This is a genomic window from Mycobacterium sp. NGS62, from assembly GCF_059812285.1.
Map to the genome: position 1 here is coordinate 619,370 of NZ_JCALCK010000001.1, position 25,419 is coordinate 644,788.

The window sequence follows — 25,419 nt, forward strand, 5'->3', positions numbered from 1 at the left end:
CCGCGCCTCCCACGCGCGCACAAAGCTCTCTGACCAGGCAAAATACGGTGGGGCGGGCGGGGCTCGAACCCGCGACCAACGGATTATGAGTCCGCGGCTCTAACCAACTGAGCTACCGCCCCCTGGCGCGTCGGCACCATGTTGCCATGGGCAAGAGCCGTCAGCTGAACACTGTCTGACCGTCGGCGCCGATCAGATACTGCTCGGTGCCTTGCTCGACTCGTGGTGCGTCGGCCCCCAAGGATACGGCGACCTTATTGCTGGCATTGCGCATCACGTCGAAGGTCATCTCGACGGCCTCGGCGTCGGAGAAGTGCTGGCGAACCGCGGTGGCAACACTGCGGTCGATGCGCCCCGGCGACCAGATCAGCGCGTCGGCATACCGCAGCGCCGCCTTCTGCCGGTCGGTGAGCAACCTGGAAGCTTCGAAGTGTTCGATGTCGTCGTACAGCGATTCGGATCCGCCGGCGTCAAGCGCCGTCGTTTCGCGCAGCGACTTGCACAGCCGGCAGTTATGTTGCGCGGCCCCGCGCAGCCGGACCATTTCTGACGTCAGCGCATCCAGCCCACGCAGCCGCGCCACTGCGGGCAAAAAGCCGTCGAACACCGCATGGGACGGATCGCTGGCGTGATCCCACGACATCGGCCCCACAACCCAGCCCAGATAGTCCTGGCCGACACCAAGCGCTTCCAACCCGGCCCGCACCCGAGGCACGAAATCGGCGATATACATCTGCACCACGACGCTAAACGCCTTGTCTCCCAACGCAGACCACAGCCGCGAGCGCTGCTCGGCGTCAATCATCGAGACGTCGATGCTGAATTGCTCGGCGAACTCCGCGACCACGACCTCGGTCTCCGACTCCGGCCCGTCCACCACAACCTCGGCCGGCAGCGGCGGCAGACCAAGCGTCTGAGCACACACGGCCCGGACCAGAGCGTCGATCCGATCGCCGGAAATCGCCACCAACCGCGCTAGCTCGTCACGAACGTCCACCGGAGAATTATTGCCCCTGGAGCCGGGTAGCCGATACGGCTTGACCTGAACAGCGCCCTACGATCCGAGGATGACCCCGGATGCCGTGGCACCTGAAACCTTCGTGACCCACGGACCCGGTGGCGTGCGCATCGTTGCCGATCGCCAGGGCGATCCCCGGGCGCGTGCCGTGGTGTTCCTGCACGGCGGCGGGCAGACCCGCCGCTCCTGGGGCCGCGCCGCTGCCGCGGTAGCGGAGCGAGGGTGGCAGGCAGTCACTGTCGACCTTCGCGGCCACGGCGAATCGGACTGGTCGGACGACGGTGACTACCGCGTCGTCAGCTTCGCCGGCGACGTCCAAGAAGTGCTGCGCCAGCTGCCCCCGCGACCGGTATTGGTGGGCGCCTCCCTGGGCGGGCTCACCACAATGCTTCTGGCCGGCGAACTCGCACCCGGCATCGCCAGCGCCGTCGTTCTGGTCGACATCGTGCCGCACATGGATCCGTCCGGGGCGACGCGGATACACAACTTCATGGCCGACCGGATGGAATCGGGCTTCGACTCCTTAGACGAGGTCGCCGACGCGATCGCCGAATACAACCCCCATCGGCCGCGCCCCTCCGACCTGGAGGGCCTGACCACCAACCTGCGCCGCCGCGGCGATCGCTGGTATTGGCACTGGGACCCGCAGTTCATCAGCGGCACCGCGTCGCGTCCCCCGATTGAAGTCACCGACGTCGATCGCCTGCACACCGCGGTCGCCGCGATCCTGCGCGACGGCGTGCCGACACTTTTGGTGCGCGGCCAGATGAGCGACCTCGTCAGTCAGGAGCGCGCTGACGAATTCCTTTCGCGCTTCCCGCAAGTCGAGTTCGTCGACGTCCGCGGAGCCGGCCACATGGTCGCCGGTGACCGCAACGACGTTTTCGCCGACGCGGTGCTGGGCTTCCTTGCCCGGCACGCCGACACCGGCTGACGTCACACCGTGCGGGCCAGCCGGTGGGCAAGCAGCTCGGCGAATCTTGCGGGATCTTCGAGTGCACCGCCTTCAGCGAGAAGCGCGGTGCCGTAGAGCAATTCCGCGGTCTCGGCCACCGAGGGATCGTCGGCGCGGTCCTTGTGGGCCTGCTGCAGGCCAGTGACGAGCGGATGCTCCGGGTTCAGTTCGAGAATTCGCTTCCCGACCGGAACCGCCTGTCCGGACGCCTGATAGATCCGCGCGAGCGCCGGTGTCATCCCAAAGGCGTCGGTGATCAGGCAGGCCGGCGACTCGGTCAGCCGGCTGGAGAGCCGCACTTCCTTGACATGATCGGCCAGAGTCTCCTGCAACCACGTCAGCAGGTCGGCGAAATCCTTTTCCTGCTCCTCGCGCTCGGCCTTGTGCGCCTCCTTGTCCTCCTCGGAGTCAAGGTCCACCTCGCCCTTGGCCACCGACTGCAGCGCTTTGCCGTCGAACTCGGTCACCGACCCCACCCAGACCTCGTCAACCGGGTCGGTCAGCAACAGCACCTCGTAGCCCTTGGCCCTGAATGCCTCGAGATGCGGTGACTTCAGCAGCTGCTCACGGTTCTCACCGGTGGCGTAAAAGATCTGCTCCTGGCCATCTTTCATGCGCTCGATGTACTCGACCAGCGTGGTGGGTTCCTCGTCGCTGTGCGTCGAGGCGAACGAGCAGATGCGCAGCAGCGCGTCCTGGTTGTCGAAGTCCGACATCAGGCCTTCTTTGAGGACTCTGCCGAACTGCGTCCAGAAGGTGCGGTAGTCCTCCGGCCGCTCAGCCTGTAGTTCTTTGATTGTCGAGAGAACCTTTTTGGTCAGGCGACGCCGGATCGCGTTGATCTGGCGGTCCTGTTGCAGGATCTCGCGGGAAACGTTGAGCGACATGTCCTGTGCGTCGACGACACCCTTGACGAAGCGCAAATACATCGGCATGAGCTGATCGCAATCGCCCATGATGAACACCCGCTTGACGTACAGCTGGATACCGACACTGGCGTCGCGGTTGAAAAGGTCGAACGGCGCGTGCGACGGGATGAAGAGCAAGGCTTGGTACTCGAAAGTGCCTTCGGCCCGCATCGCGATGACCTCGAGCGGGTCATCCCAGGCGTGCGCGATGTGCTTGTAGAACTCCTTGTACTCCTCTTCGGAAACCTCGTCTTTCGGCCGGGCCCACAGCGCCTTCATCGAGTTGAGGGTCTGCGTTTCGATGGTGACGGTCTCGTCGCCACCTTCCTCGGTGGCCGGGGTAGTCCGCTCGACCTGCATCCGGATGGGCCAGGCGATGAAGTCGGAGTACTTCTTGACCAGGCTTCTGATCGTGTATTCCGCGGTGTAGTCGTGCAGCTCGTCCTCGGCATCTTCCGGCTTGAGGTGCATGGTCACCGACGTGCCCTGCGGCGCATCGTCGACCGATTCGATGGTGTAGGTGCCCTCGCCACTCGACTCCCATTTGGTGGCCTCACTCTCGCCGGCCTTGCGTGTCAGCAACTCGACCTTGTCGGCGACCATGAATACCGAATAGAACCCGATGCCGAACTGGCCGATCAGCTCCTCGGAGGCATCCGCATTTTTGGCCTCCCGCAGCTGCTGACGTAGCTCCGCGGTCCCCGATTTGGCCAGCGTGCCGATCAGATCCACGACCTCCGCGCGCGTCATCCCGATGCCGTTGTCGCGAACAGTCAGGGTGCGGGCATGTTTGTTCGCGTCGATCTCGATGTGCAGATCGGAGGTATCGACGTTGAGGTCCTTGTTCCGGAACGCTTCCAGACGCAGCTTGTCCAACGCATCGGAGGCGTTCGAGATCAACTCCCGCAGGAACGCATCCTTGTTGGAGTAGACGGAGTGGACCATCAAATCCAGCAGCTGGCGTGCTTCGGCCTGAAATTCCAACTGCTCGACGTGTGTGCTCATGACATTCCCCTCGACGACATAAAGCCCAAATTTACCGAGACCCCGAATCGCTGAAGCCCTGGCCCTGGTTCGCCCCGTCTCGGCAGCGAAACGTCGGGGTAACAGTTTGAGCAAATTACATGCTGGGTATTTGACAGGTCAGAGTCACGTTGTCGAGTGAGCAGGAGAAACCATGGCGACGATTGCTAACCCGTCGCAAACCCGAGATCCACGCATCACCGCACTTCACGTCGGAGCAGTAGCCAGTGCCATCGTGTCTGGTACATATGCGCTGGTAGAGCTGGCCGTCGGCACGCCGTTCGAGTTCGGTGTCGCGTTGGCACTGTGCGGCGCGTGGTGGATCGCCGCCGACTACCTGGGACGCATGATCGGGCGCACGCGTGGCGCCCGCCGCGGCGCAGCCCCGAGGCAACCGCGCCGAATTTGTCACGTCGTGTTTGTCGGCAACAGCGAACAACCGTCGGCCATGCCCCATGGCGGGTTCGGATTGGCCGCCTGAGCTGACGATTATTGGGCCTGGCTCACCGAGGACATGTGGAAGTCGGGTATCCGCAGCGACGGCATCGCCGCCCGGGTGGCCCAATCACCCCACTCCCGGGGCAAGGTCACCTCGCTGGCACCGACCTGGGTGGCCCGACGCAACAGGTCCAGCGGGCTCTCGTTGAACCGGAAGTTGTTGACCGCCGCGGTGACTTCACCGTCGGCGACGAGGTAGACCCCATCGCGGGTGAGCCCGGTCAGCAGCAGTGTGGTCGGGTCGACCTCGCGGATGTACCACAGGGTGGTCAGCAGCAGGCCGCTCTCGGTCTCGGCAATCATGTCAGCGAGGGGGGCCTGTCCGCCCGTCATCAGCAGGTTGTCCGCGGCCACGGCGTACGGCGCGTTGAATTCGGCGGCCGCCGCCCGCGGGTAGGCGAGCGCGTTGATCACGCCGTCGCGCACCCAGTCCACCCGCTCGATGTCCATCCCGTTGTCGAAGACCGACACCGTTTCCGATGAACTGGTGGCCGCGACGAATGGCGAACAGCCCAGGTCCGCGGCAGCCGGATCGGAGTACAACGTCAGCGGCAAATCGGTGAGCCGCTCCCCCACCCGGGTTCCCCCGCCGGGAACCGACAGCGCTGTGCGGCCCTCCTGGGCGCCGCGGCCGGACATCGTCCAGCCCAGATAGATCATCATGTCGGCCACCGTCGACGGCGACATGATCGTCTCGTAGCGCCCCGCGGGTAACTCGATGATCTGGCCGGCCCAATCCAATCGCGTGGACAATTGTTCCAACAGCAGATCCGTTGGCACACCGGCGAAATCCGGTGTGCCGATGCCGGCCCAGGCGCTGGCGACGCCCCGCTTGGCGTTGATCTCTACCGAACCGGTGGGCTGGGTGTAGCGTCGCCGCAGCCCCGTCGACGTCGCCACCAGCGTCGTCTGTAACTCGTGGCGGGCAAAGCCGTACAACAGATCCACGCCGCGAAAACCCTGGGTCAACGAACCTGCGACATCGCCGAATACCTCTGCGCCCGTTCCCGGTACCGGCGCATCCCAGTTCTCCGGCACGTCGGTGCCGGGCAGCAACGGCGCAACGTCGCGGGCCTTCGGCGCGGACCGGGCCGCCTCCGCCGACGCTTCGACCAGAGCCGGGATCAGCGACGGATCCACCTCCGCGGAGCGCAGCGAACCGACGCGGGAGCTATCGCCTTGCCGCACAATCGAAATCACTGTGGTACTGCGGCTTGTTGACACGCCGTTGGTGGTCATCGAGTTGTTGGCCCAGCGCAGCGACGCCTCGCTGCGGTCAGTGACGATCACGATGGTCTCGTCGGCACGCGCCGCCGCCAGCGCGATGTCGACGACCTGCTGCGGGCTGATCATCGGCCGGCCTCCGCCCGGGTGTTGAGCACATTGATGCCACGGAATAACGCCGAGGGGCAGCCGTGGCTGACGGCGGCCACCTGCCCGGGTTGGGCCTTGCCGCAGTTGAACGCCCCGCCCAGCCGCCAGGTCGACGGCCCGCCGACGGCCTCCATCGCATTCCAGAAATCGGTGGTGGTTGCCTGATAGGCGACGTCGCGCAGCTGGCCGTCCAGCCGGCCGTCGCGGATCCGGAAGAACCGCTGCCCGGTGAACTGAAAGTTGTAGCGCTGCATGTCGATCGACCAGGATTTGTCGCCGATGATGTAGATGCCGTCGTCAACCCGTGCGATCAGGTCGGCGGTAGACAACTCGTCGCGGCCCGGTTGCAGTGACACGTTGGCCATTCGCTGAATCGGCACGTGATGCGGCGAATCGGCATACGAGCAGCCGTTGGAGCGGGGCTGGCCCAGCCGCGGCGCGAACACGCGGTCGAGTTGGTAGCCGACGAAGATCCCGTCGCGCACCAGATCCCAGCTTTGGGCGGCTACTCCTTCGTCGTCGTAACCGATGCTGGCCAAACCGAATTCGGCGGTGCGATCGGCGGTCACGTTCATCACCGGTGAGCCGTAACGCAAGCTGTGCAGCTTGTCGGGTGTGGCGAATGACGTCCCGGCGTAGGCGGCTTCGTAGCCGATCGCGCGGTCGTATTCGGTGGCGTGCCCGATGGATTCGTGGATGGTCAGCCACAGGTTGGTCGGGTCGATCACCAGGTCGGTCGGCCCGGCCGCCACGCTGGGCGCCGTGACCTTCTCGGCCAGCAGTGACGGCAGTTCGGCCAGCTCGTCGCTCCAATGCCAGACCTCGTCGCCGGCGACCACTTCCCAGCCGCGGCCGGTCGGCGGCGCCAGCGTGCGCATGGTGTCGAAACCACCCGCGGCGGCATCGACGTTGACCGCCTCCAGGCCGGCCATCAGCCGGACCCGCTGCTGGGTGATCGTCGAGCCGAACGTGTCGGCGTAAAAGGTCTGCTCCTTAGCCGCGGTCATCCCAGCCGACACGTGGTCCACCCCGTCGGCGGCCAGCAGCCTGCCGGAGTAGTCCGCCAGCACGGCGACTTTGTCGGCGGTCGGCACGGTGAACGGGTCGACCCGATAGCTCGAAACCCAACTCGCGTCGGTGTAGACCGGCTCGGGTGCCAGTTCGATGCGTTCGTCGTTCAGCGCAGCCAAGGCGGTGGCCACCGACACGGCCCGCTGCGCGGTGTCGACGGCGACCGGGACGGAGAGCTCGGCGTGCGATGCGAACCCCCAGGTGCCGTCGACGATCACCCGGACGGCTAATCCGAGTTCGCGGCTGATGACCGTGGTCTCCAACTCGCCGTCGCGCAGCCGAATGACCTCGGTGGTGATGCGGTGAATCCGCAGGTCAGCGTGGCTGGCGCCGGCGGCAGTCGCCGCGGACAGCGCGGCGTCGGCCAACTCGTGGCGGGGCAGGTGAAGAAAGTCAGCATCGATCCCCCGGTTCGGCGTCACCGCTACACCGTAACGACCGGCTTTAATACAGCCATGGCCGATCCTGGGCTGGCGAAGGGACGCCGCTCCATAGCGCTGGGCTATGCGTTGCTGGCGCCCAGCCTGTTCGGGGTGGTCGCCTTCCTGCTGCTGCCGATGCTGGTGGTGGTGTGGCTGAGCCTGCACCGCTGGGATCTGCTGGGCCCGATCGAGTATGTCGGACTGGCCAATTGGCGCTCGGTGTTGACCGATTCGACGTTTGGCAATTCCCTGGCGGTGACGCTGGTGTTCGTCGCGATCGTGGTGCCGGTGCAGACGGTGCTGGGTCTGGCCGCGGCCTCGTTGCTCGCGCGAGAGCTCCCCGGTAGTGGCGTGTTTCGCACCGTGTACGTGCTGCCGTGGATCTGCGCTCCGTTGGCGATCGCGGTGTTGTGGCGCTGGATCCTGGCCCCAACCGATGGTGCGGTGAGCACCGTGCTGGGGCACCGCATCGAATGGCTCACCGATCCGGGCTTGGCGTTGCCGGTGGTCTCAGCGGTGATCGTGTGGACGAACGTCGGTTATGTGGCGCTGTTCTTCGTGGCGGGCATTCTGGCGATTCCCGCCGAGATCCACGCCGCGGCCCTGACCGACGGGGCGAGCGCCTGGCAGCGGTTCTGGCGCATCACTCTGCCGATGCTGCGGCCCACCATGTTCTTCGTGCTGGTCACCGGAATTGTCAGCGCCGCCCAGGTTTTCGACACGGTGTATGCGCTGACCGGCGGCGGGCCGGCCGGCCGCACCGATCTGGTGGCACACCGCATCTACGTCGAGGCCTTCGGCTCGGCGGCAATCGGGCGCGCCGCGGTCATGGCCCTGGTGCTATTCGTCATCTTGGTCGGCGTCACCATCGCTCAGCACCTGTACTTTCGGCGGCGGATCAGCTATGACCTCACTTAGGGCGTCCGCAGTTTACGCCGGCCTGGCGGTCGGTGCCGTCGTCATTCTGGCGCCGTTTGCGCTTGGCTTGTTGACGTCGTTTACCTCGGCTCGGCAGTTCGCGACCGGCACGCCGCTGGCCTGGCCCCAGCCGTTCACGCTGGCCAACTACACGGATCTGGGCGGTGCGGGTTTTGGCCGCGCGCTTGTGGTCACCGCGTTGATGACTGCCGTGATTCTGCTTGGGCAGCTGAGCTTTTCGGTGCTCGCAGCTTATGCCTTCGCACGGTTGCAGTTTCCCGGGCGTGACGTGCTGTTTTGGGTCTACATCGCGACGTTGATGGTGCCGGCGACGGTGACCGTGGTACCGCTGTATCTGATGATGGCGCAACTCGGCCTGCGCAACACGTTCTGGGCGTTGGTGTTGCCGTTCGTGTTCGGCTCGCCGTATGCGATCTTCTTGCTGCGTGAGTACTTCCGGGCCATCCCCGATGACCTGGTCAACGCCGCCCGCCTCGACGGCGCCAACACGCTGGATGTGATCGTGCACGTGGTGGTCCCGTCGAGCCGGCCCGTCCTGGTCACCTTGATGCTGATCACCGTTGTCTCGCAATGGAACAACTTCATGTGGCCACTGGTGATCACCAGCGGCGCCAAATGGCGGGTGCTGACGGTGGCGACAGCCGCGTTGCAGTCCCGCTACAACGCCCAGTGGACGCTGGTGATGGCGGCCACCACGGTGGCAATCGTTCCGCTGGTCATGCTGTTCGTGGTATTCCAGCGGCACATTGTGCGCTCGATCGTGATCTCGGGGCTGAAATGACTCGCCTGCGGATTTCCACGCTGGCCGCTGCGGCAGTGGTGGCAGTGGCCGCGCTCCTGGCAACGACGGCGGTGCTGCTGGACCTCTCGGCCACACCACGCGGCGGCAAGACCGTGGTGACCGTGCGGTTGTGGGATGAACAGGTCGCGACGGCCTACCGGGAGTCCTTCGCGACGTTCATGCGCGCGCATCCGGATATCGAAGTGCGCACCAATGTGGTGGCCTATTCCACCTACTTCGACACGCTGCGCACCGACGTGGCCGGTGGCAGCGCCGACGACATCTTCTGGCTGTCCAACGCCTATCTCGCTGCCTATGCCGACAGCGGACGGCTGATGCATATCGACAACGCCGGGGACTGGGAGCCTGCGGTGGTCGAGCAGTTCACCCGCGACGGCGTGTTGTGGGGCGTGCCGCAGCTGACCGACGCCGGTACCGCGGTGTATTACAACGCGGATCTACTGGCGGCGGGAGGAGTTGATCCCGCCCGGTTGGCGACGCTGCGGTGGAGCCCCGTCCGCGACGACACGCTGCGCGCGCTGCTGGCACAGCTCACCATCGACGCCGACGGGCATACCGCCGCCACACCGGGTTTCGATCCGCGGCGGGTCAGGCAGTGGGGCTACAACGCCGCCAACGACCCGCAGGGCATCTACTTGAACTACATCGGCTCGGCGGGCGGAGTGTTCCAGTCCGGCGATAGGTTCGCGTTCGACAACCCCGAGGCGGTCACCGCGTTCAGCTATCTGGTCACGTTGATCAACGACGAGCACGTCGCTCCCCCGGCCTCCGACACCAACGACAACACCGACTTCTCCCGCAATCAGTTCCTGGCCGGCAGGATGGCGCTGTTCCAGTCCGGCACCTACAACCTGGCCGGCGTGGCCGAGCACGCCAGATTCCGCTGGGGTGTGGCGATGCTGCCGTCTGGGCCGAAGGGGCGAGTCAGCGTCACGAATGGCATTGCCGCCGCGGGTAATTCAGCGACGCCCCACCCGGCTGCGGTGCAACAGGTCCTGGGCTGGATGGGCAGCAAGCAAGGCAATGACTACCTGGGCCGCCGCGGCTCGGCCATTCCGGCGGTGCTGCCGTCGCAGCGGGTGTATTTCGATTACTGGGCCGACAAAGGCGTGGACGTCACACCGTTTTTCGCTGTGCTGCGCGGTCCGCGCATCCCTGCCCCCGGCGGGACGGGCTTCGCCGCCGGATTCCAGGCACTCAAACCGTACTTCGACGAAATGTTCCTGGGCAGAAGCGACGTGGCGACGACTCTGCGCCGGGCGCAGGACGCGGCCAACACGGCTGCCCGTCGATAGGGTTAGGCGCCCAGCACCAACTCCGCGGCCAGCGCAGCGCCGCATACCACCAGGGCGATCGACAGCGCCACCCAGTCAGAAAGCTTGGGTCGCGTGGGTGCGGCCGAGATCTGACCGGTTCCACCGCGGGCGGTGATCGCGTCGCCCATTTCGTCGGCCCGGCGCAACGTCACCGTGATCGCGGTCGCGAGCAGATCGATCAACTCCAATGCGCGGCGCCTGCGCCGGGCTCGGCGGCTGTGCGGTATCTGTCTGGGCCGCAACCGACGTGCGGCATAGAGCACCCGGAACTCCTCGATCAACATCGGGAAGGCGCGCAACGCAAGCGCCAACGCCACGGCCCATTCGTCAACCGGAATCCGCAGCCAGCGCAACGGTCGGCCCAAAGTCGCTACGGCGGGCGCGATCTCGGCGACATTGGTGGTCCACGAGACCATGCCCCCCAGGCCCAGCAGAACGATCGACAACGCGGTGATGCGCAGAAAGTTCAGCAACCCACCCAGCCCTAGGGACGTCGTGCCCACCTGAACCACCGGATGGCCGCCGGCCAAGGCCGCGGTGAGACCACCGATTGCGACCATGATCCATAGCCAGCGCGGCACCGAAGGCAGCGCACCACGAGGTATGTGCGCTATCCGCGCCGCCACCAATATCAGCGCGGCCACCAGCCCGATCGCCACCCAACCCGGGTAGAAGGTCAGCAACACCGAAATAGCGAAAACCACCACCAGTTTGGTGCCGGCCCACAGGTCGTGGACAACTGACCCTCGCGGTATCGGACGCAGCAGCACGACTGGCCGAGGCGGTCGCCGGGTCGAGCGGCGCGGCGGCGCAGGCGTACTCACGCGACGCCTCCCGCCGCTGTCGACGCCGGCTCGAGCACGCCGCCGCGCAGATGCAGTATGCGCGGGCACAATTCCTCGAGGCCGGTGAAGTCGTGCGAAATCACCACCACGGTCAGACCTTGCTCACGGCGCAGATCCTCCAGCAACCGCAGCAACCCCTGCTGACTGACGGCGTCCAGGCCGGCCAGCGGCTCGTCGAGGATCAACGCCCGCGGCGCACGGGCCAACAACCCGGCAAGGACCACGCGGCGCATCTGTCCACCGCTGAGTTGGTCGATTCGCCGTTCAGCCAGTGCGCTGTCCAGTCCCACGACAGCCAGCGCCGTCGCCACCCGGTCCTTGTCATGGGGCGAAAACCCGGCCGCCGACGCGACTTCCAGGTTCACCCGGCTGCGCATCAACTGCAATCGCGCGGCTTGAAACGACAACGCCACCGCACCGACCTGCTCGTGGGTCGGCCGGCCGTCGAGCAGGCAGCTGCCAGTAGTCGGCACTGTCAGCCCGGCCATGATCCAGGCCAAGGTGGACTTGCCTGAGCCGTTGCCGCCGTGGATCAACACTCCGTCGCCCTGATAAACCGCGAAGCTGACGTCGCGCAGCGCGGTCTTCTGCCACGGCGTGCCGTTGCCGTATTCGTGACCCACACCCACCAGCTCGAGAACCGGCGTGTCCTCGTGTTGGTGGACCGCGACGGTAGCCATCGGCGCCGCCGTCGTCTCGACCATCGCGGTGTTGTCCGGCGAATCGCTGAGATTGATTGTGCGGTCGGCGGACTGGGCCTCATCGTTGTAGTGCGTGATGTGAACCAGCGCGGTGCGATGCCTTTCCGACAGACCGGACATGATGCGCAACAGCGCCTCGCGGCCCTCCTGGTCGACCATGCTGGTGACCTCGTCGGCGATCAGCAACGCCGGCTTCCGCGCCAGCGCGGCCGCCATCGCCAACCGTTGCAGCTCACCGCCGGACAAGTTTCCGGTGTCGCGTTCGGCGAACCCGTCGAGCCCGACTTCGCTGAGTAATCGATCGACGTCGGTGCTGGTGCCGGGCGGCAGCCCCCACACCACGTCGTCGCCGACCCGCGTGCCCAACACCTGGCTTTCCGGGTGCTGCAGGATAACCGCGGTGCCGCCGGGCCGCCCCAGGCCAACCGCGCCGGGCCGCACGACACTGCCCGAGGTCGGTTCCCGGCCGGCCAGGATCAGCATCAAGGTGGATTTCCCCGAGCCGTTAGCACCGGTGACCGCCACGTGTTCGCCGACGTGGACATCCAAGCTGACCGGACGCAACGCGTCCTGGTTAGTGCGCGGGTAGCGGTAGCGCACCTGATCCAGCCGCACCGGAACCGGTTCGATCGGCCCGCTTTCGGCCAGCGCGTCGAGCTTGTGGACATCGGGGATACCGCGCATCCGCTCCAATACTCGCGCCAGCGCCCACCACCCGATCAACGACACGATCGTGACGGAGATAACGCTGGTACCGAGGATCAGCCAGGGCCAGTACTGCAGCGCCACGGCGATGAACCGCCTGAGGTCGTCGGCGGATTGCTGCAGCCCGCCCCGCGCCAACACCGTCGCGATGCCCTCGACGTTGGCTTTGAGTGTGTCGAAGATCAAATGCCGCAGCCGCGCGAGCACGGTCAGAGCGGCCGCCATCCCCGCACCGAAGACCGCGCCGGCCACCAAGGATGCGGCGATCACCGTTGGCGTTCCGCGGCGCCTGCGCTTGACGATCCCGGTCAGCCCGCCGATGTAGGCACTATTGACGACGGTCATAAAGCCGCCCATCCCTGCGATCAGGAAGGCGATGATCCCCGCAGCGACGGTCGCGGCGATCAGCACCCGCAACCGGTAGCGGTAGGCCAGCAGTCCCATCGGAACGGTCCCGACCAGCGCCAACGCGCCGGCGAACGGAACCACGATCGAGATGATGGCGATCGCAGCGCACAGCGCGGCCATAACCGATGCCTGCGCAAGTTCGCCGGGCCGCAGCGAATGCGCCCGCCCGGGCGGAGTCGCTGAGCCGGTCGCGGTCATTTCATTGATTCTGCCAGTCGTTGACGCGTATCCCACTTCCGCACGCCGTGCGGTGAGACCGCAAAGATGCCCAACAAGTGGTGTGTATAGCCAAGCTATGGAATTATTAAGGGATGACGACGTCGGCCACTTCCCCGCCTGCTGCTGCCCGCGGCAGCGACAGGTCCCGACCCGGCCTCGGGGCGGATCTACTGGCGGTGGTCGCCCGGCTCAATCGGTATGCCACCCAGCGCATCCAGATGGCGTTGCCGGCGGCGCAAGCTCGGCTGCTGTCGACCATCGAGGCGCAAGGTGAAGCGCGGATCTGCGATCTGGCCGCGGTAGACCACTGCTCGCAGCCGACGATGACCACCCAGGTGCGGCGGCTGGAAGACGCGGGCCTGGTGACCCGGACCGCCGATCCGGGCGATGCCCGCGCGGTCCGCATCCGCATCACAGCGGACGGCGTGCGCGCGCTCGACCGCGTCCGAGCCGACCGGGCCGCTGCCATCGAGCCGCAACTCGACCGGTTGGAGCTCGCCGATCGCCAAACCCTGGCTGAGGCCGTCACGGTTCTGCGCCGGCTGCTCGAGGACTCCCCACCCGTTCCACGACCCGGCACACAGCGGTAACGGCCCAGGTGACGGCTCGTACGCGGTGGCCGTCAGGTTGTCGGCGCATCATGGCGGGTAGACAAGCGGTGATCGAACCCGGCTGATGCGCGCGGAAGGTGGTGACCATGCGGACGGAGGCGCTGGGTGCCCCGTTGACCGTCTGGGTCGGATCGAGAAGGTACACATTCCCCGCCGGCCGCGACGTCACCGTGGGCCGCGACACCCGCTCGGATATCCGCCTCGACGGCGCCGACACATCGACGTCGCCCACCCACGTGGTACTGCACCACGACGGTAAGCAGTGGGTAGCCCTCGACCGCAGCCAACACGGCATCTATGTCGACGGCGTGCGCATGTCCACTGTGTTCATCCGAGACGGCCGGGCCCTCACCATCGGAGACCCGCGGCATGGACCGCGGCTGGTGTTTCAGCTCAGCGCTGCGCCCCCGGGCCCGCCCGGGCCGCCGCCACCCCGCGGGCCACGGCCCCCACCAGCGGCGGCGGGTCGCGAACCCGGCTGGCGCGGCCGCCCGGCGCCGCCGCCCAGTCAACCGCCACCACGGCCGGGCCCGCCCAAACGTCCGCCCCCGCCGCAGAGACCGCCGGAACCGCCGGCGTTTGCGCCGCCGGGGCCGCCGGGGCGCCGACCGAATCCGCCCGCGCCGCCTTCTCAATTGCCTACTCAGCGATTCCGGCCGCCGGCACCCGAGCCGGAACCTGCGCCGCCGCCCGCTGAGTCCGCGCCATCAGCTGACCAGCGACCGGTCGGACCACCGCCGCCGTCGGAAGCGTCGACCCGACGATTTCGCTCGCCTCAGCCGACGCCGGAACCGCCGCCACCACCGCCTCCGATGCCACCTGACCAGCGACCGCAACCGCCGCCGCCACCGGCTCATCCGGAACCGCAACCGTTCGAAGCCCCCCCGGAACCGCCACCGACTACCCAGAGCAAGGCGAACGATCTGGTCGAACGGATGACCGGAGCGATGCAACGGCTGATCCCACACCGGCCCGAACCCCGGCCACACGAGATGGCGCCGACTAGCCCATTGCCCCACGCCGCCGTCGCTCACAGTGAGGCTCCGCCGCAAAAGCCTGCGGCGCTGGGCACATTGGCGACCGAACAGTTGGGCCTCAACGTCGACGGGCAACCGGTGCTTGTCGACGTTTCCTTCACCGCCCAGCCGGGCACGCTGACCGCGGTCATCGGACCGTCGAAGGCGGGCCGCTCGGCTCTGGTCCACCTACTCGCCGGCGAGATGCGGCCCAGTCTGGGTGAAGTCACCATCGGCGGTCACGACGTGCACGACGAATACGCGTCGCTGCGTTCCAGCATCGGCGTGGTGGGTCCATACGACGTGGTGCATCCGCAACTCACCATCGAACAGGCGTTGGGTTACATCGCTGAATTACGGCTGCCGCCAAGCACTTCCGCCGACGAACGTCGCCAGGCAGTCAACCGGGTCATCACCGAGCTGCAGTTGAACTCGCTGCGTACCATCCAGGTCGGCAAGCTTTCGGACAAGCAACGTCAACGCGCCTCGTTGGCATCCGAACTGATCACCGCGCCGTCGCTGCTGGTCATCGATGAACCTGTGGCGGGATCCGACCCGCAGACGATGGCGCTGCTGCGCCGGCTCGCCGACGCCGGACGCGTCGTCGTGGTGTCGACAGCCTCGCCGGACCACGTCGACGTATGCGACCAGGTTTTGCTACTTGCTCCGCAAGGAACTCCGGCGTTCGTGGGGCCGCCCGCCGAAATCGACGACGCGTTGCGCAGCCCCAACTGGGACGAGACTCTCGAGCGGGCTGGTGCAGTCCAGCACCGGCTTTCACCGCGCAGCCCCCAGGCTCCACAGATCGGTGCCGAATCACTGACCCCGCCCGAACACCTCGGGCTGTGGCGCCAAATCGGGGTCGCGGTCCGCCGGCAGGCCTGGCTATTGGTCGGCGATCAGCGCTACTTCATCTTCTTGACGATCCTGCCGGTGTTGTTCGGTGCGCTGACGTTGGTGGTGCCCGGCGAGGCCGGCCTGGGGCAGGCCGACCCCTACGGAAGCGGTCCCGACGAAGCTCTCGAAATTTTGGTTGTGCTGAATCTGGGCGCCGTTTTCATGGGTACCGCGTTGGCGATCCGCGACTTGTTGGGTGAACGCCGCATCTTCCGGCGTGAGCAATCCGGCGGGTTGTCGACGCCTGCCTATCTGGCGGCCAAACTCGTGGTCTACAGCCTGGCCGCCCTCGTCCAGACCGGCATCATCACCACCGTCGCCGTCGCCGGTAAAGGCGCGCCGACCCAGGGCGCGGTGCTGCTGGGCAGCCCGGTGTTTGAGCTCTATCTCACGCTGGCGGTCACCGCCGTCGTCTCGGCGATCGTCGCAATGGCGCTGTCGTCGCTGGCGAAGTACCGAGAACAACTGTTGCTGATCGCCGTCTTGGTGATCCTGCTGTCGTTTCTGTTTTCCGGCGCAGCGTTTCCGCTGGCGGGCCGATTCGGTTTGGAACAGATTTCCTGGCTGCTGCCGTCCCGGTGGGGTTATGCAGCGTCGGCGTCCACTGTCGACCTGCCTGCGGTCAATGTGCTGGCGGCCAGCGATGAGTTGTGGACGCACTCGGTGGGTTGGTGGGTGTTCGACATGGCGATGCTGATCGGCCTCGGCACGGTGTGTGCCGCATTCCTGTATTGGCGGTTGCGGCGCCGTACTGAACCCGGCACGGCGGTGAGCGAAACGGCCGCCACCGGGCTGCCGGATGCGGGGACGGCGCGTTACGGTCAGGTATGACCACGACTGCCGAACACCTGCGCAACACCCTGGACGGGCGCTGGCGTGATGTGAAGAACCAGATGCGGGACAGGCTGACCGACGAGGTCTTCCGCCCACACCACACGCCCAACACCGTGATCGCCCGCACCAAGGTGGTCGAACAGATGACGATCATGGCCGCTGCGGGTGCGGCAGACGATGGATTCCGCAAGGAGCACGGCGGGACGGGCAACGTCGGGGCGGCGATCACGATGATCGAGATGCTTGCGATGTCGGACCTGTCGCTGATGGTGAAGGCCGGCGTGCAGTGGGGTCTGTTCGGTGGTGCCGTGGAAAATCTGGGCACCGAACGCCACCACGAGGCCTACGTCAAGAAGATCATCAACCTCGAGCTGCGGGGTTGCTTCGCGATGACCGAGACCGGACATGGCAGCGATGTGCAGTCGCTGGAGACGACCGCGACCTACGACGCGGACACCGAAGAGTTCGTCATCGAATCCGCCACCCCGACGGCCCGCAAGGACTACATCGGCGGCGCCGCTGAAACCGCCACTATCGCAGCAGTATTCGCACAGTTGTTCACCACTGAGGACGGCAAGCCGGTCAATCACGGCGTGCACTGTTTTCTGGTGCCGATCCGCGACGCCGACGGCAACGACCTGCCTGGTGTGACGACGTCGGACAACCACTACAAAGGCGGGCTGCCCGGTGTGGACAACGGGCGGATTGTGTTCGAACAGGTTCGCGTTCCGCGGAACAACCTGCTGAACAAGTACGGCGACGTCGCGGCGGACGGCACCTACACCTCGCCGATCGAGAACCCGGGCCGTCGATTCTTCACGATGATCGGCACGCTGATCCGCGGACGCGTTTGCGTGGGCGGCAGCGCGGGCAACGCGGCGCGGCTGGCGTTGGACATCGCCACCCGGTATGCGTTGCAGCGCAGGCAGTTCAGCGCGCCCGATGAAGACGACGAGGTGGTGATCATGGATTACCTGGTGCATCAGCGCCGGCTGTTTCCGCTGATCGCCAAGTCGTACGCGTTGCAGTTCGCGCAGAACGAGCTGGTGTCCAAGTGCCACGATCTACAGACCGCGGACGAGCCGGACGCCGAGGAGCAGCGTGAGCTGGAATCGCGGGCGGCCGGACTCAAGGCAGCCAATACCTGGCATGCCAGCCGGGCCATCCAGGAGGCCCGCGAGGCATGCGGCGGAGCGGGTTACATGGCCGAGAACCGGCTGATCGCGCTGCGCGCCGACACCGACGTCTTCACCACCTTCGAGGGTGACAACCATGTGCTGACCCAGTTGGTGGCCAAGGAGTTGCTGACCGCCTACGCCGACGACATCCGCAGCATGAACCCGGTCGAATGGGTTCGCTTTGCGGCTAACGCCGTCGGGGAGCGGGTGATGAAACGCACTGCGGCGGAGACGATTATGCAAAGAATCGTCGATGCCCGCCAGGACAGCGAGGAAGAGGGCAGCCTGTTCAACCGCGGCACCCAGGTCACCATGTTCGAAGACCGCGAGGAGTACCTACTTTCCTCGGTGGCGCGCCGGCTGCAGTCCAAGTCCAACGAAATGTCGGAGTTCGACGCGTTCAACGCCGTGCAGGACCACGTGCTGCACGCGGCGACCGCGCACATCGACCGGGTGGTGCTGGAGGCGTTCGTCGCGGGCATCGACTCGTGTGAGGACGAGCAGGCTCGCGAGATCCTCGAGTTGGTGTGCGACCTCTACGCGCTGTCCGTGATCGAGGATGACAAAGCCTGGTACATCGAGCACCGGTATCTGTCCACGGAGCGGGCCAAGGCGGTCACCCGCGGGATCAATGAGCGATGCCGGCAGTTGCGGCCGCACGCCGAGACATTGGTCGGCGGGTTCGGGATTCCCGAAGAATTGCGCTACGCCGAGATGCTGCACCCGGAGAACCTGCCCGACTGACTGCACAACTGCGACAGATACGTAACGGCCTCGCAGCACGCGAAGGCCACGGCATGTGTTTCCGCTCACACGAAGCCTTGGCGAAATCTGGGAATCTGCGTCGGGTTTGGTGAAATCGCTGCAGCGACCCTGACGGTAAAGGTGCGACGACGCTAGCCTGACTTGGGATTTCGTGATCGGTGATGATCATTCCCGCCCGGGTTAACCCGCTGTTTCGCGCACCTCACCGCGGTACGACCGCGGCGATGAATCCGTAAAGCCGCGGCAACCTCGCCTTACTGATCTTGAAACAACCCGATTGCATGCTTGTGCTCAATGTCGCCTGCACGTCGAGGAGGAAACACCGGTGGCTGCCGAGCCGAACACGTCAGACGCCGTCGACACGCTGTGCGCGTACTGCGGTGTCGGTTGCGGCATGGTTCTGCAGGTCGACACGGATCCGCAGACCGGCCGGCGTCGGGTGGCGAAGTCGACCGGGCACAAGACGCATCCGACCAACTTCGGCCGGTTATGCACCAAGGGCGCGACTACCGCGGAGATGCTGGCGGCTCCTGGCCGGATGGAGTCGGCGTACGTGCGGCCGCAACGCGGTGAATCTATCGAGGCGGCCGATATGCATGCGGCGATCACCCACTGCGCCAAGCGGTTGCGGGCAATCATCGACAAGCACGGCCCGGACGCCGTCGCACTCTATGTCTCGGGACAGATGTCCACCGAAGCTCAGTATCTGGCGAACAAGCTAACCAAGGGGTTCATCGGCAGCAACCAGATCGAATCGAACTCTCGGCTCTGTATGGCCAGCGCCGGTTCCGGTTACAAACAGTCCCTGGGCGCCGATGGCCCGCCCGGCTCGTACCAGGACTTCGATGCGGCCGATGTCTTCTTTGTCATCGGCGCCAATATGGCTGACTGCCACCCCATTCTGTTCCTGCGGATGATGGACCGGATCAAGGCCGCCGGCGCCAAATTGATCGTCGTCGACCCCCGTCGCACCGCAACCGCCGAGAAAGCCGATCTGTTTCTGCAAATCAATCCGGGCACCGATCTGGCGCTGCTGAACGGTCTGCTGCACCTGATCGTCGAAAATGGTGATACCGATCGCGAATTCATCGCCGAGTTCACCGACGGCTGGGAGGTGATGCCGAGCTTCTTGCAGCAGTTTCCCCCCGAAACCGTAAGCGAGATCACCGGTATCGCCGAGGCAGACATCCGCACCGCCGCCCGGTGGATCGGCGAGGCGGCTCACTGGATGAGCTGCTGGACAATGGGACTCAACCAGAGCACCCACGGCACCTGGAACACCAACGCGGTGTGCAACCTGCACCTGGCCACCGGCGCGATCTGCAAACCCGGCAGCGGCCCCTTCTCGCTGACCGGACAGCCCAATGCGATGGGCGGCCGCGAAATGGGTTATATGGGAGCAGGTTTGCCCGGCCAGCGATCGGTGACCTCTGAGGACGACCGCATCTTTGTCGAGAACGCCTGGGGCATCCCGCGCGGTACTCTGCGCACCGACGTCGGCGGTGGAACCATCGACATGTTCGACCGGATGGCCAATGGCCAGATCAAGGCGTGCTGGATCATCTGCACCAACCCCGTGGCCACAGTGGCCAATCGCAAAACGGTGCTGGCCGGCCTGGAACGGGCCGAACTGGTGATCGCCCAGGATGCCTTTCTCGAAACGGAGACCAACGAGTACGCCGACGTATTGCTGCCCGCAGCGCTATGGACCGAGTTCGACGGCGTGATGGTCAACTCCGAGCGCAACCTCACCCTGTTCCAACAAGCGCTCGATCCGCCCGGCGCGGCACTGCCGGATTGGCAGATCATCGCCCGCGTCGCATCGGCGATGGGTTACGCCGACGCGTTCACCTACAGCTGCGCTGGGGAGGTGTTCGAGGAGACCAAGCAGTTCGCCAATCCCACGACCGGCTACGACTTACGCGGAATCAGCTACGAACGGCTGCGCCAGACGCCGGTGCAGTGGCCGTGTCCCCCGGGCGGCACCGCCGATCGCAACCCGATCCGCTACCTCAACGATGGGGTGAGCCAAACCCAACTGGTCCGCGAGGACGGCAGCGTTCCGCGGCTGGCGTTCGCGACTGCCAGTGGTCGCGCAATGTTCTTCGCCCGCCCACATCTAGCGCCCGACGAGATGCCCGACGACGATTACCCGTTCCTGCTCAACACCGGGCGTCTGCCCCACCAGTGGCACACGATGACCAAGACGGGCAAGGTGGCCAAGCTCAACAAGCTCAACCCGGGACCGTTCGTGGAGATCCACCCCGACGATGCCGCACGACTGCACATTGCTGACGACGATTCCGTCGAGATCGCTTCCCGCCGTGGCCGTGCCGTGCTGCCCGCCGTGGTCACCGACCGGGTGCGGCCCGGCAACTGCTTCGCCCCGTTCCACTGGAACGACCTTTTCGGCGAATACCTGTCGATCAATGCCGTCACCAACGACGCCGTCGACCCCACCTCGCAGCAGCCGGAGTACAAGGCCTGCGCGGTCACCCTGCAGAAGGTCGCCGTCAACGAAGGCGCTGTCGGACAACCCGCGACACCGACGGCCGAGGCTGCAGTCATCAGCCCAGTACGAATCGATGCGCTGGCCGAATTGCTCGGCGTGGCAGACCAACCCGTGCCGGACATCGATGCGCTCGGGCGCAGCTATCTTTCCGGGCTGGTGAACGCGCTGCGCTCGGAAGCCGGCGGCCGATCGGCAGGGGTGCCGACGCTACCGGTCAGCGCTCCGTTCGAGCCGGAGACCCGGATGTGGGTTGACGGTGTGCTCGCCGGCTTGTTTTCGCGTAGCCCGGTAACTGTCCCGCCGCTAGCGGCCGTACCGGACGACCCCGCCGTCGGCGTTGGGCAAGCCGGGGCCGCCGGTACCCCGATCACGGTGTTGTGGGCGTCGCAGACCGGCAATGCCGAGGAGTTCGCCGCCGAGTGCGCCGCGCAATTCGGTGCGGCCGGACTGCCGGTCGCGGTGCATGCCATGGACGAGTTCCGGGTGAGTGATCTCGCGGCCACACGGGAGCTGTTGATCATTACCAGCACCACGGGCGACGGCGAACCGCCGGACAACGGCGCCGCGTTCTGGGCGGATCTCTCCGCCCAGGACGCTCCCCGACTCCTCGACACCCATTACGCGGTCCTGGCATTCGGCGATTCCAGCTACGCCGACTACTGCGGTTACGGCCGCAAGCTCGACGACCGGCTATCGGATCTGGGCGCCACCCGCATCCTGAACCGCGTCGACTGCGAGCCCGACTACGAAGACGCCGCCGCCGGATGGTTGGAGGCGGTGCGCGACGTGCTGACCAAAGTGCCGGTGCTCGTCGGCGGTGGTGGTGCCGCCGCTCGCGCCGCCGGCCCCAAAGCTGCGCCGGCCATGCCGGAATCGCAGCCATACAGCCGCAAGCGGCCGCTCATCACCGGCCTGGTACGCAACACGCTGCTCAGCGGCCCGGGATCGACCAAGGAGGTGCGTCAACTCGCGTTCGGCCTGCCGGAGGGCACGCTGAGCTTCCACTCGGGTGATGCCCTGGGAGTGTGGCCACGCAACAGCCCCGACCTGGTCGACGAGTGGCTGGAAGTCACCGGACTCGACGGAAATATTGCCGTGGAAATTCCCGACCACGGGTCGATGCGGTTGCGCACCGCCCTGACCGAGCGCTTTGAGATCGCTCGGATCACGGGCGACCTGCTGCGATTCGTCGCCGAACGCAGCGGTGACCACGAGTTGTCCGAGCTGGTGAGAGCGCAGGACAAGGCGGCGCTGGCGGACTGGATGTGGGGCCGCCAGACTGTCGATGTGCTGGCCCAATCACCGGTGACCGCTTCGATTGACGAATGGCTCCCGGTACTCAAACCACTTGCGCCACGGTTGTATTCAATCTCGTCGGCGTCGATCGACAATCCCCATGAGGTGCACCTGACCGTCGGTACGGTGCGCTACGACTGCCAAGGTGTTCCGCGAGGCGGGGTGTGTTCGACGTATCTGGCCGACCATGGCGACGGCGACGACATCGGCATTTTCGTTCAGAAGGCCAACCACTTCCGGCCACCGGCCGATCCGGACACCCCGATGATCATGATCGGCCCCGGCACCGGGGTCGCACCGTTCCGCAGCTTTCTGCATCGACGCCGTGCACTCGGGCACCGCGGCCCTAACTGGTTGTTCTTCGGCGAACGCAACTCCGCGACCGATTTCTACTATCGCGACGAGATCGAGGCGATGCACGCCGACGGGCTTCTCACCGAACTCGACCTGGCATTTTCCCGGGATCAGCCTCAGAAGATCTACGTACAGGACCTGATGCGTCGGCGCGGTGCCGAAATATGGCGATGGCTGCGTGACGGCGCGCACATGTATATCTGCGGCGACGCCCACACGATGGCCAAGGAAGTCGACCGTGCCATCCACGACATCGTGGAACATCATGGTGGCCGCGGCCCCGAGGCCGCGAATGCTTACGTGCGGCAATTGTCCGCGGAGAAGCGCTACCAACGCGACGTCTACTGATCGGCAGGCTCTCGAGCAACAATGGCTCCCCCGCCTGGACTCGAACCAGGAACCCTTCGGTTAACAGCCGAATGCTCTGCCAATTGAGCTACAGGGGACTGCCCGGTCTACGCGGGATACCCACGCAACGAGGGATGACTCTAGCTTACGGGCCCGCGGCGGCGCCAAGTCACCGCTGCCACCCGCCGCCGCTTGCCGATGTGAGGCAGGATGTAACCACGCACCGTTGTTTGGAGGGGACCGCATTGATCCGGTATGTCGTCGTGCTGGGACTGGGTTACATCTTGGGCGCGAGGGCGGGCCGCCGCCGCTATGAACAGATCGTCGGCACCTATCGCGCGCTGACCAGCAGTCCTGCCACCAAATCGCTGATCGAAGCGGGGCGACGCAAGGTCGCCAATCGGGTCTCGCCCGACGCGCGGATGGTGACGTTGACCGAGATCGAGGACGGGACCAGCGTCGTCGAGCCGCAAAATCGGAACGTCGCGAGGTAGCCGCTCAGGCCGTCAGGTCGTCGCCGCTGGCCTGCTCGAGCAGGCTGCGTCGATACGCCTCCATCGCGACCAGGTCACCGAACAGCGCGTGATACTCGTCGCCTTGCTCAACCGGTGACATGCGCTGCAGCTTGGACTTGACCTCGGCGATCTGCCGGCCCACCCAGACTTCCTGCAGCCGGGCCAGCACCCCGGCGATGTAGCGTGGCAACTTCTCGTCGTCGTCGACCCGGATTCCCTCGACGCTCAATTCGCTGATCAGTCCGGCCGCTGCCGGCGACGGGGCTTGTTGGCGCACCGCGTCGAGCCACTGGCCGCCGCTGATGCCGGCGTTGGTGCCGCCGGCCGCCGCGATCGCGGCGCGTACGGCGGCATAACCGGGATGGGTGAAGCTGTCCACCGTCAGCGCGTCGAACACCGGCCCCGACAATGCCGGATATTGCAGCGCCGACTTGAGCGCCTCGCGTTGCGGCCACAGCGTCGGATCCCGCGGATCGGGACGCACCGCGGCGAGACTGGGCGTCTTCTCGGCGGGCGCCACGGCGCTGCGCTGCGGCCGGCCCCGGCCTTTGGCTTGATCACGCACCCGGCCGACGACCTGGGCGACGTCCGACCAACCAACCCAGCCGGCAAGTTGGCGCGCGTACTCGTCGCGCAGCGTGGGGTCCTTGATCTGGGCGACCATCGGCACGCAGCGGCGCAGCGCAGCCACCCGGCCCTCGGCGCTGTCCAAATCGGTCTCGGCCAGCGCGCTGCGAATCGCGAACTCGAACAACGGCGTTCGCCGCGCCACCAGGTCACGCAGCGCACCGTCACCGGACGCCAGCCGCAGATCGCAAGGATCCATGCCATCGGCGGCCACCGCGACGAACGACTGCCCGGCCAGATGCTGTTCGCCGCCGAACGCCTTGAGGGCAGCGTTTCGGCCCGCTTCATCGCCGTCGAACACGTAGATCAGCTCACCGCGAAAGAAGTTGTCGTCCATCATCAATCGCCGCAGCATCGCCAGGTGCTCGTCGCCGAAGGCGGTGCCGCAGGAGGCGACTGCCGTGGTCACTCCGGCCTGATGCATTGCCATCACATCGGTGTAGCCCTCGACCACGACGGCCTGATGGCCCTTGGCGATGTCGCGCTTGGCCAGGTCGATGCCGAACAACACCGACGACTTCTTGTACAGCAGCGTCTCGGGAGTGTTGACGTACTTGGCTTCCATCGGGTCGTCGTCGAACAGCCGCCGAGCGCCGAATCCGATCACCTCACCGGCCGACGAGCGGATCGGCCACAGCAGGCGCCGGTGGAACCGGTCGATCGGACCGCGCCTACCCTCCCGCGACAGACCCGCGGCCTCCAACTCCTTGAATTCGAAGCCCTTGCGCAGCAAGTGTTTTGTCAGCGAATCCCATCCCGACGGGGCGAACCCGCAGCCGAAATGACGGGCCGTGTCGGCGTCGAAACTGCGCTCGGTCAGATATTGGCGAGCCGGCGCGGCCTCGGCGGATTCCAGTGCTTCTGCGTAGAACTGCTGGGCAGCGGCAGTGGCGGCAACCAGCCTGCTGCGGCTGCCGCGGTCACGTTGCACACTGGTGGCCGCGCCGCTGTAAGTGATCGTGTAGCCGATCCGGTCGGCGAGCACTTCGACGGCCTCGACGAAGTTCACGTGCTCGATCTTCTGGACGAACGCATACACGTCGCCGCCTTCGCCGCAGCCGAAGCAATGGAAATGGCCGTGGTTGGGCCGCACGTGGAACGACGGCGACTTCTCGTCGTGGAAGGGGCACAGGCCCTTCATCGAATCGGCGCCGGCGCGGCGCAGTTGGACGTAGTCGCCGACGACCTCGTCGATTCGGACTCGTTCGCGGATGGCGGCGATATCGCGATCGGAGATACGGCCGGCCATCGGCACAGTGTAG

Annotated in this window: 17 protein-coding genes and 2 tRNA genes; 10 read left to right on the plus strand and 9 right to left on the minus strand. The window is 66.0% G+C overall.

Translation table 11 applies throughout. The annotated features are described in order from the left end of the window. Window positions 1-48: 48 nt before the first annotated feature. Window positions 49-122 (minus strand) — tRNA-Ile (locus tag AC5Y49_RS02940). A 38-nt stretch (window positions 123-160) separates the two neighbouring features. Then, complete coding sequence (locus tag AC5Y49_RS02945) at window positions 161-997, minus strand: carboxymuconolactone decarboxylase family protein (protein WP_499884279.1); 837 nt, start codon at window positions 995-997, stop codon at window positions 161-163. Between the two features lie 70 nt (window positions 998-1,067). On the opposite strand from AC5Y49_RS02945, the gene AC5Y49_RS02950 reads away from it, so the two are divergent. Further along, the gene (locus AC5Y49_RS02950; RefSeq protein ID WP_499884280.1) at window positions 1,068-1,952 is read left to right on the plus strand and encodes an alpha/beta fold hydrolase; all 885 of its coding nucleotides are present in this window, start codon (window positions 1,068-1,070) and stop codon (window positions 1,950-1,952) included. 2 nt (window positions 1,953-1,954) lie between these two features. On the opposite strand, the gene htpG is transcribed toward AC5Y49_RS02950, so the two are convergent. Further along, window positions 1,955-3,886, minus strand: a complete 1,932-nt coding sequence (htpG, locus tag AC5Y49_RS02955; protein ID WP_499884281.1) for a molecular chaperone HtpG — start codon at window positions 3,884-3,886, stop codon at window positions 1,955-1,957. Window positions 3,887-4,058: 172 nt separating this feature from the next. On the opposite strand from htpG, the gene AC5Y49_RS02960 reads away from it, so the two are divergent. Continuing rightward, on the plus strand, window positions 4,059-4,385 hold the full coding sequence (locus AC5Y49_RS02960; protein ID WP_499884282.1) for a hypothetical protein: 327 nt from the start codon (window positions 4,059-4,061) through the stop codon (window positions 4,383-4,385). 8 nt (window positions 4,386-4,393) lie between these two features. On the opposite strand, the gene AC5Y49_RS02965 is transcribed toward AC5Y49_RS02960, so the two are convergent. Further along, complete coding sequence (locus AC5Y49_RS02965) at window positions 4,394-5,755, minus strand: metallopeptidase TldD-related protein (RefSeq protein ID WP_499884283.1); 1,362 nt, start codon at window positions 5,753-5,755, stop codon at window positions 4,394-4,396. Next, entirely contained in the window at window positions 5,752-7,269 is a 1,518-nt protein-coding gene (locus tag AC5Y49_RS02970) for a TldD/PmbA family protein (RefSeq protein ID WP_499884284.1), read from the minus strand. Before AC5Y49_RS02970 ends, AC5Y49_RS02965 begins: the two co-directional genes overlap by 4 nt. A 33-nt stretch (window positions 7,270-7,302) precedes the next feature. Between AC5Y49_RS02970 and AC5Y49_RS02975 the strand changes: the two genes are divergently transcribed. Genes AC5Y49_RS02975 through AC5Y49_RS02985 form a run of 3 tightly spaced genes read left to right on the plus strand, consistent with a single transcriptional unit; the run spans window position 7,303 to window position 10,305 of the window. Then, complete coding sequence (locus AC5Y49_RS02975; RefSeq protein ID WP_499884285.1) at window positions 7,303-8,187, plus strand: carbohydrate ABC transporter permease; 885 nt, start codon at window positions 7,303-7,305, stop codon at window positions 8,185-8,187. After that, entirely contained in the window at window positions 8,174-8,989 is an 816-nt protein-coding gene (locus AC5Y49_RS02980; protein ID WP_499884286.1) for a carbohydrate ABC transporter permease, read from the plus strand. Before AC5Y49_RS02975 ends, AC5Y49_RS02980 begins: the two co-directional genes overlap by 14 nt. Further along, window positions 8,986-10,305 (plus strand): ABC transporter substrate-binding protein, encoded by a 1,320-nt coding sequence (locus tag AC5Y49_RS02985; RefSeq protein ID WP_499884287.1) that lies wholly within the window; start codon window positions 8,986-8,988, stop codon window positions 10,303-10,305. The genes AC5Y49_RS02980 and AC5Y49_RS02985 overlap by 4 nt, the downstream gene beginning before the upstream one ends. Before the next feature lie 2 nt (window positions 10,306-10,307). Here AC5Y49_RS02985 and AC5Y49_RS02990 read toward each other — a convergent pair whose 3' ends face one another. After that, window positions 10,308-11,150 (minus strand): CbiQ family ECF transporter T component, encoded by an 843-nt coding sequence (locus AC5Y49_RS02990; protein ID WP_499884288.1) that lies wholly within the window; start codon window positions 11,148-11,150, stop codon window positions 10,308-10,310. Continuing rightward, window positions 11,147-13,183: an ABC transporter ATP-binding protein gene (locus AC5Y49_RS02995; RefSeq protein WP_499884289.1), complete on the minus strand. Its 2,037-nt coding sequence runs from the start codon at window positions 13,181-13,183 to the stop codon at window positions 11,147-11,149. Before AC5Y49_RS02995 ends, AC5Y49_RS02990 begins: the two co-directional genes overlap by 4 nt. 113 nt (window positions 13,184-13,296) lie before the next feature. Between AC5Y49_RS02995 and AC5Y49_RS03000 the strand changes: the two genes are divergently transcribed. The 4 genes from AC5Y49_RS03000 to AC5Y49_RS03015 all read left to right on the plus strand — a co-directional run bounded on the left by AC5Y49_RS03000 (window position 13,297) and on the right by AC5Y49_RS03015 (window position 23,015). Next, the gene (locus tag AC5Y49_RS03000; RefSeq protein WP_499884290.1) at window positions 13,297-13,794 is read left to right on the plus strand and encodes a MarR family winged helix-turn-helix transcriptional regulator; all 498 of its coding nucleotides are present in this window, start codon (window positions 13,297-13,299) and stop codon (window positions 13,792-13,794) included. Window positions 13,795-13,901: 107 nt separating this feature from the next. Then, window positions 13,902-16,559, plus strand: a complete 2,658-nt coding sequence (locus AC5Y49_RS03005; protein ID WP_499884291.1) for an ATP-binding cassette domain-containing protein — start codon at window positions 13,902-13,904, stop codon at window positions 16,557-16,559. After that, on the plus strand, window positions 16,556-18,484 hold the full coding sequence (locus AC5Y49_RS03010) for an acyl-CoA dehydrogenase family protein (RefSeq protein WP_499884292.1): 1,929 nt from the start codon (window positions 16,556-16,558) through the stop codon (window positions 18,482-18,484). Before AC5Y49_RS03005 ends, AC5Y49_RS03010 begins: the two co-directional genes overlap by 4 nt. Before the next feature lie 415 nt (window positions 18,485-18,899). Next, window positions 18,900-23,015 carry a bifunctional nitrate reductase/sulfite reductase flavoprotein subunit alpha gene (locus AC5Y49_RS03015; protein ID WP_499884635.1) on the plus strand — a complete coding sequence of 1,372 codons (4,116 nt, stop codon included), beginning with the start codon at window positions 18,900-18,902 and terminating at the stop codon, window positions 23,013-23,015. A 22-nt stretch (window positions 23,016-23,037) separates the two neighbouring features. Here the strand turns inward: AC5Y49_RS03015 and AC5Y49_RS03020 are convergent. Next, a tRNA-Asn gene (locus AC5Y49_RS03020) sits at window positions 23,038-23,113 on the minus strand. Window positions 23,114-23,245: 132 nt separating this feature from the next. On the opposite strand from AC5Y49_RS03020, the gene AC5Y49_RS03025 reads away from it, so the two are divergent. After that, a complete protein-coding gene (locus AC5Y49_RS03025) occupies window positions 23,246-23,509 on the plus strand; it encodes a hypothetical protein (protein WP_499884293.1) in 264 nt (87 codons plus the stop codon). A gap of 4 nt (window positions 23,510-23,513) precedes the next feature. Here AC5Y49_RS03025 and dnaG read toward each other — a convergent pair whose 3' ends face one another. After that, window positions 23,514-25,406: a DNA primase gene (gene dnaG, locus AC5Y49_RS03030; protein WP_499884294.1), complete on the minus strand. Its 1,893-nt coding sequence runs from the start codon at window positions 25,404-25,406 to the stop codon at window positions 23,514-23,516. Window positions 25,407-25,419: the final 13 nt, after the last annotated feature.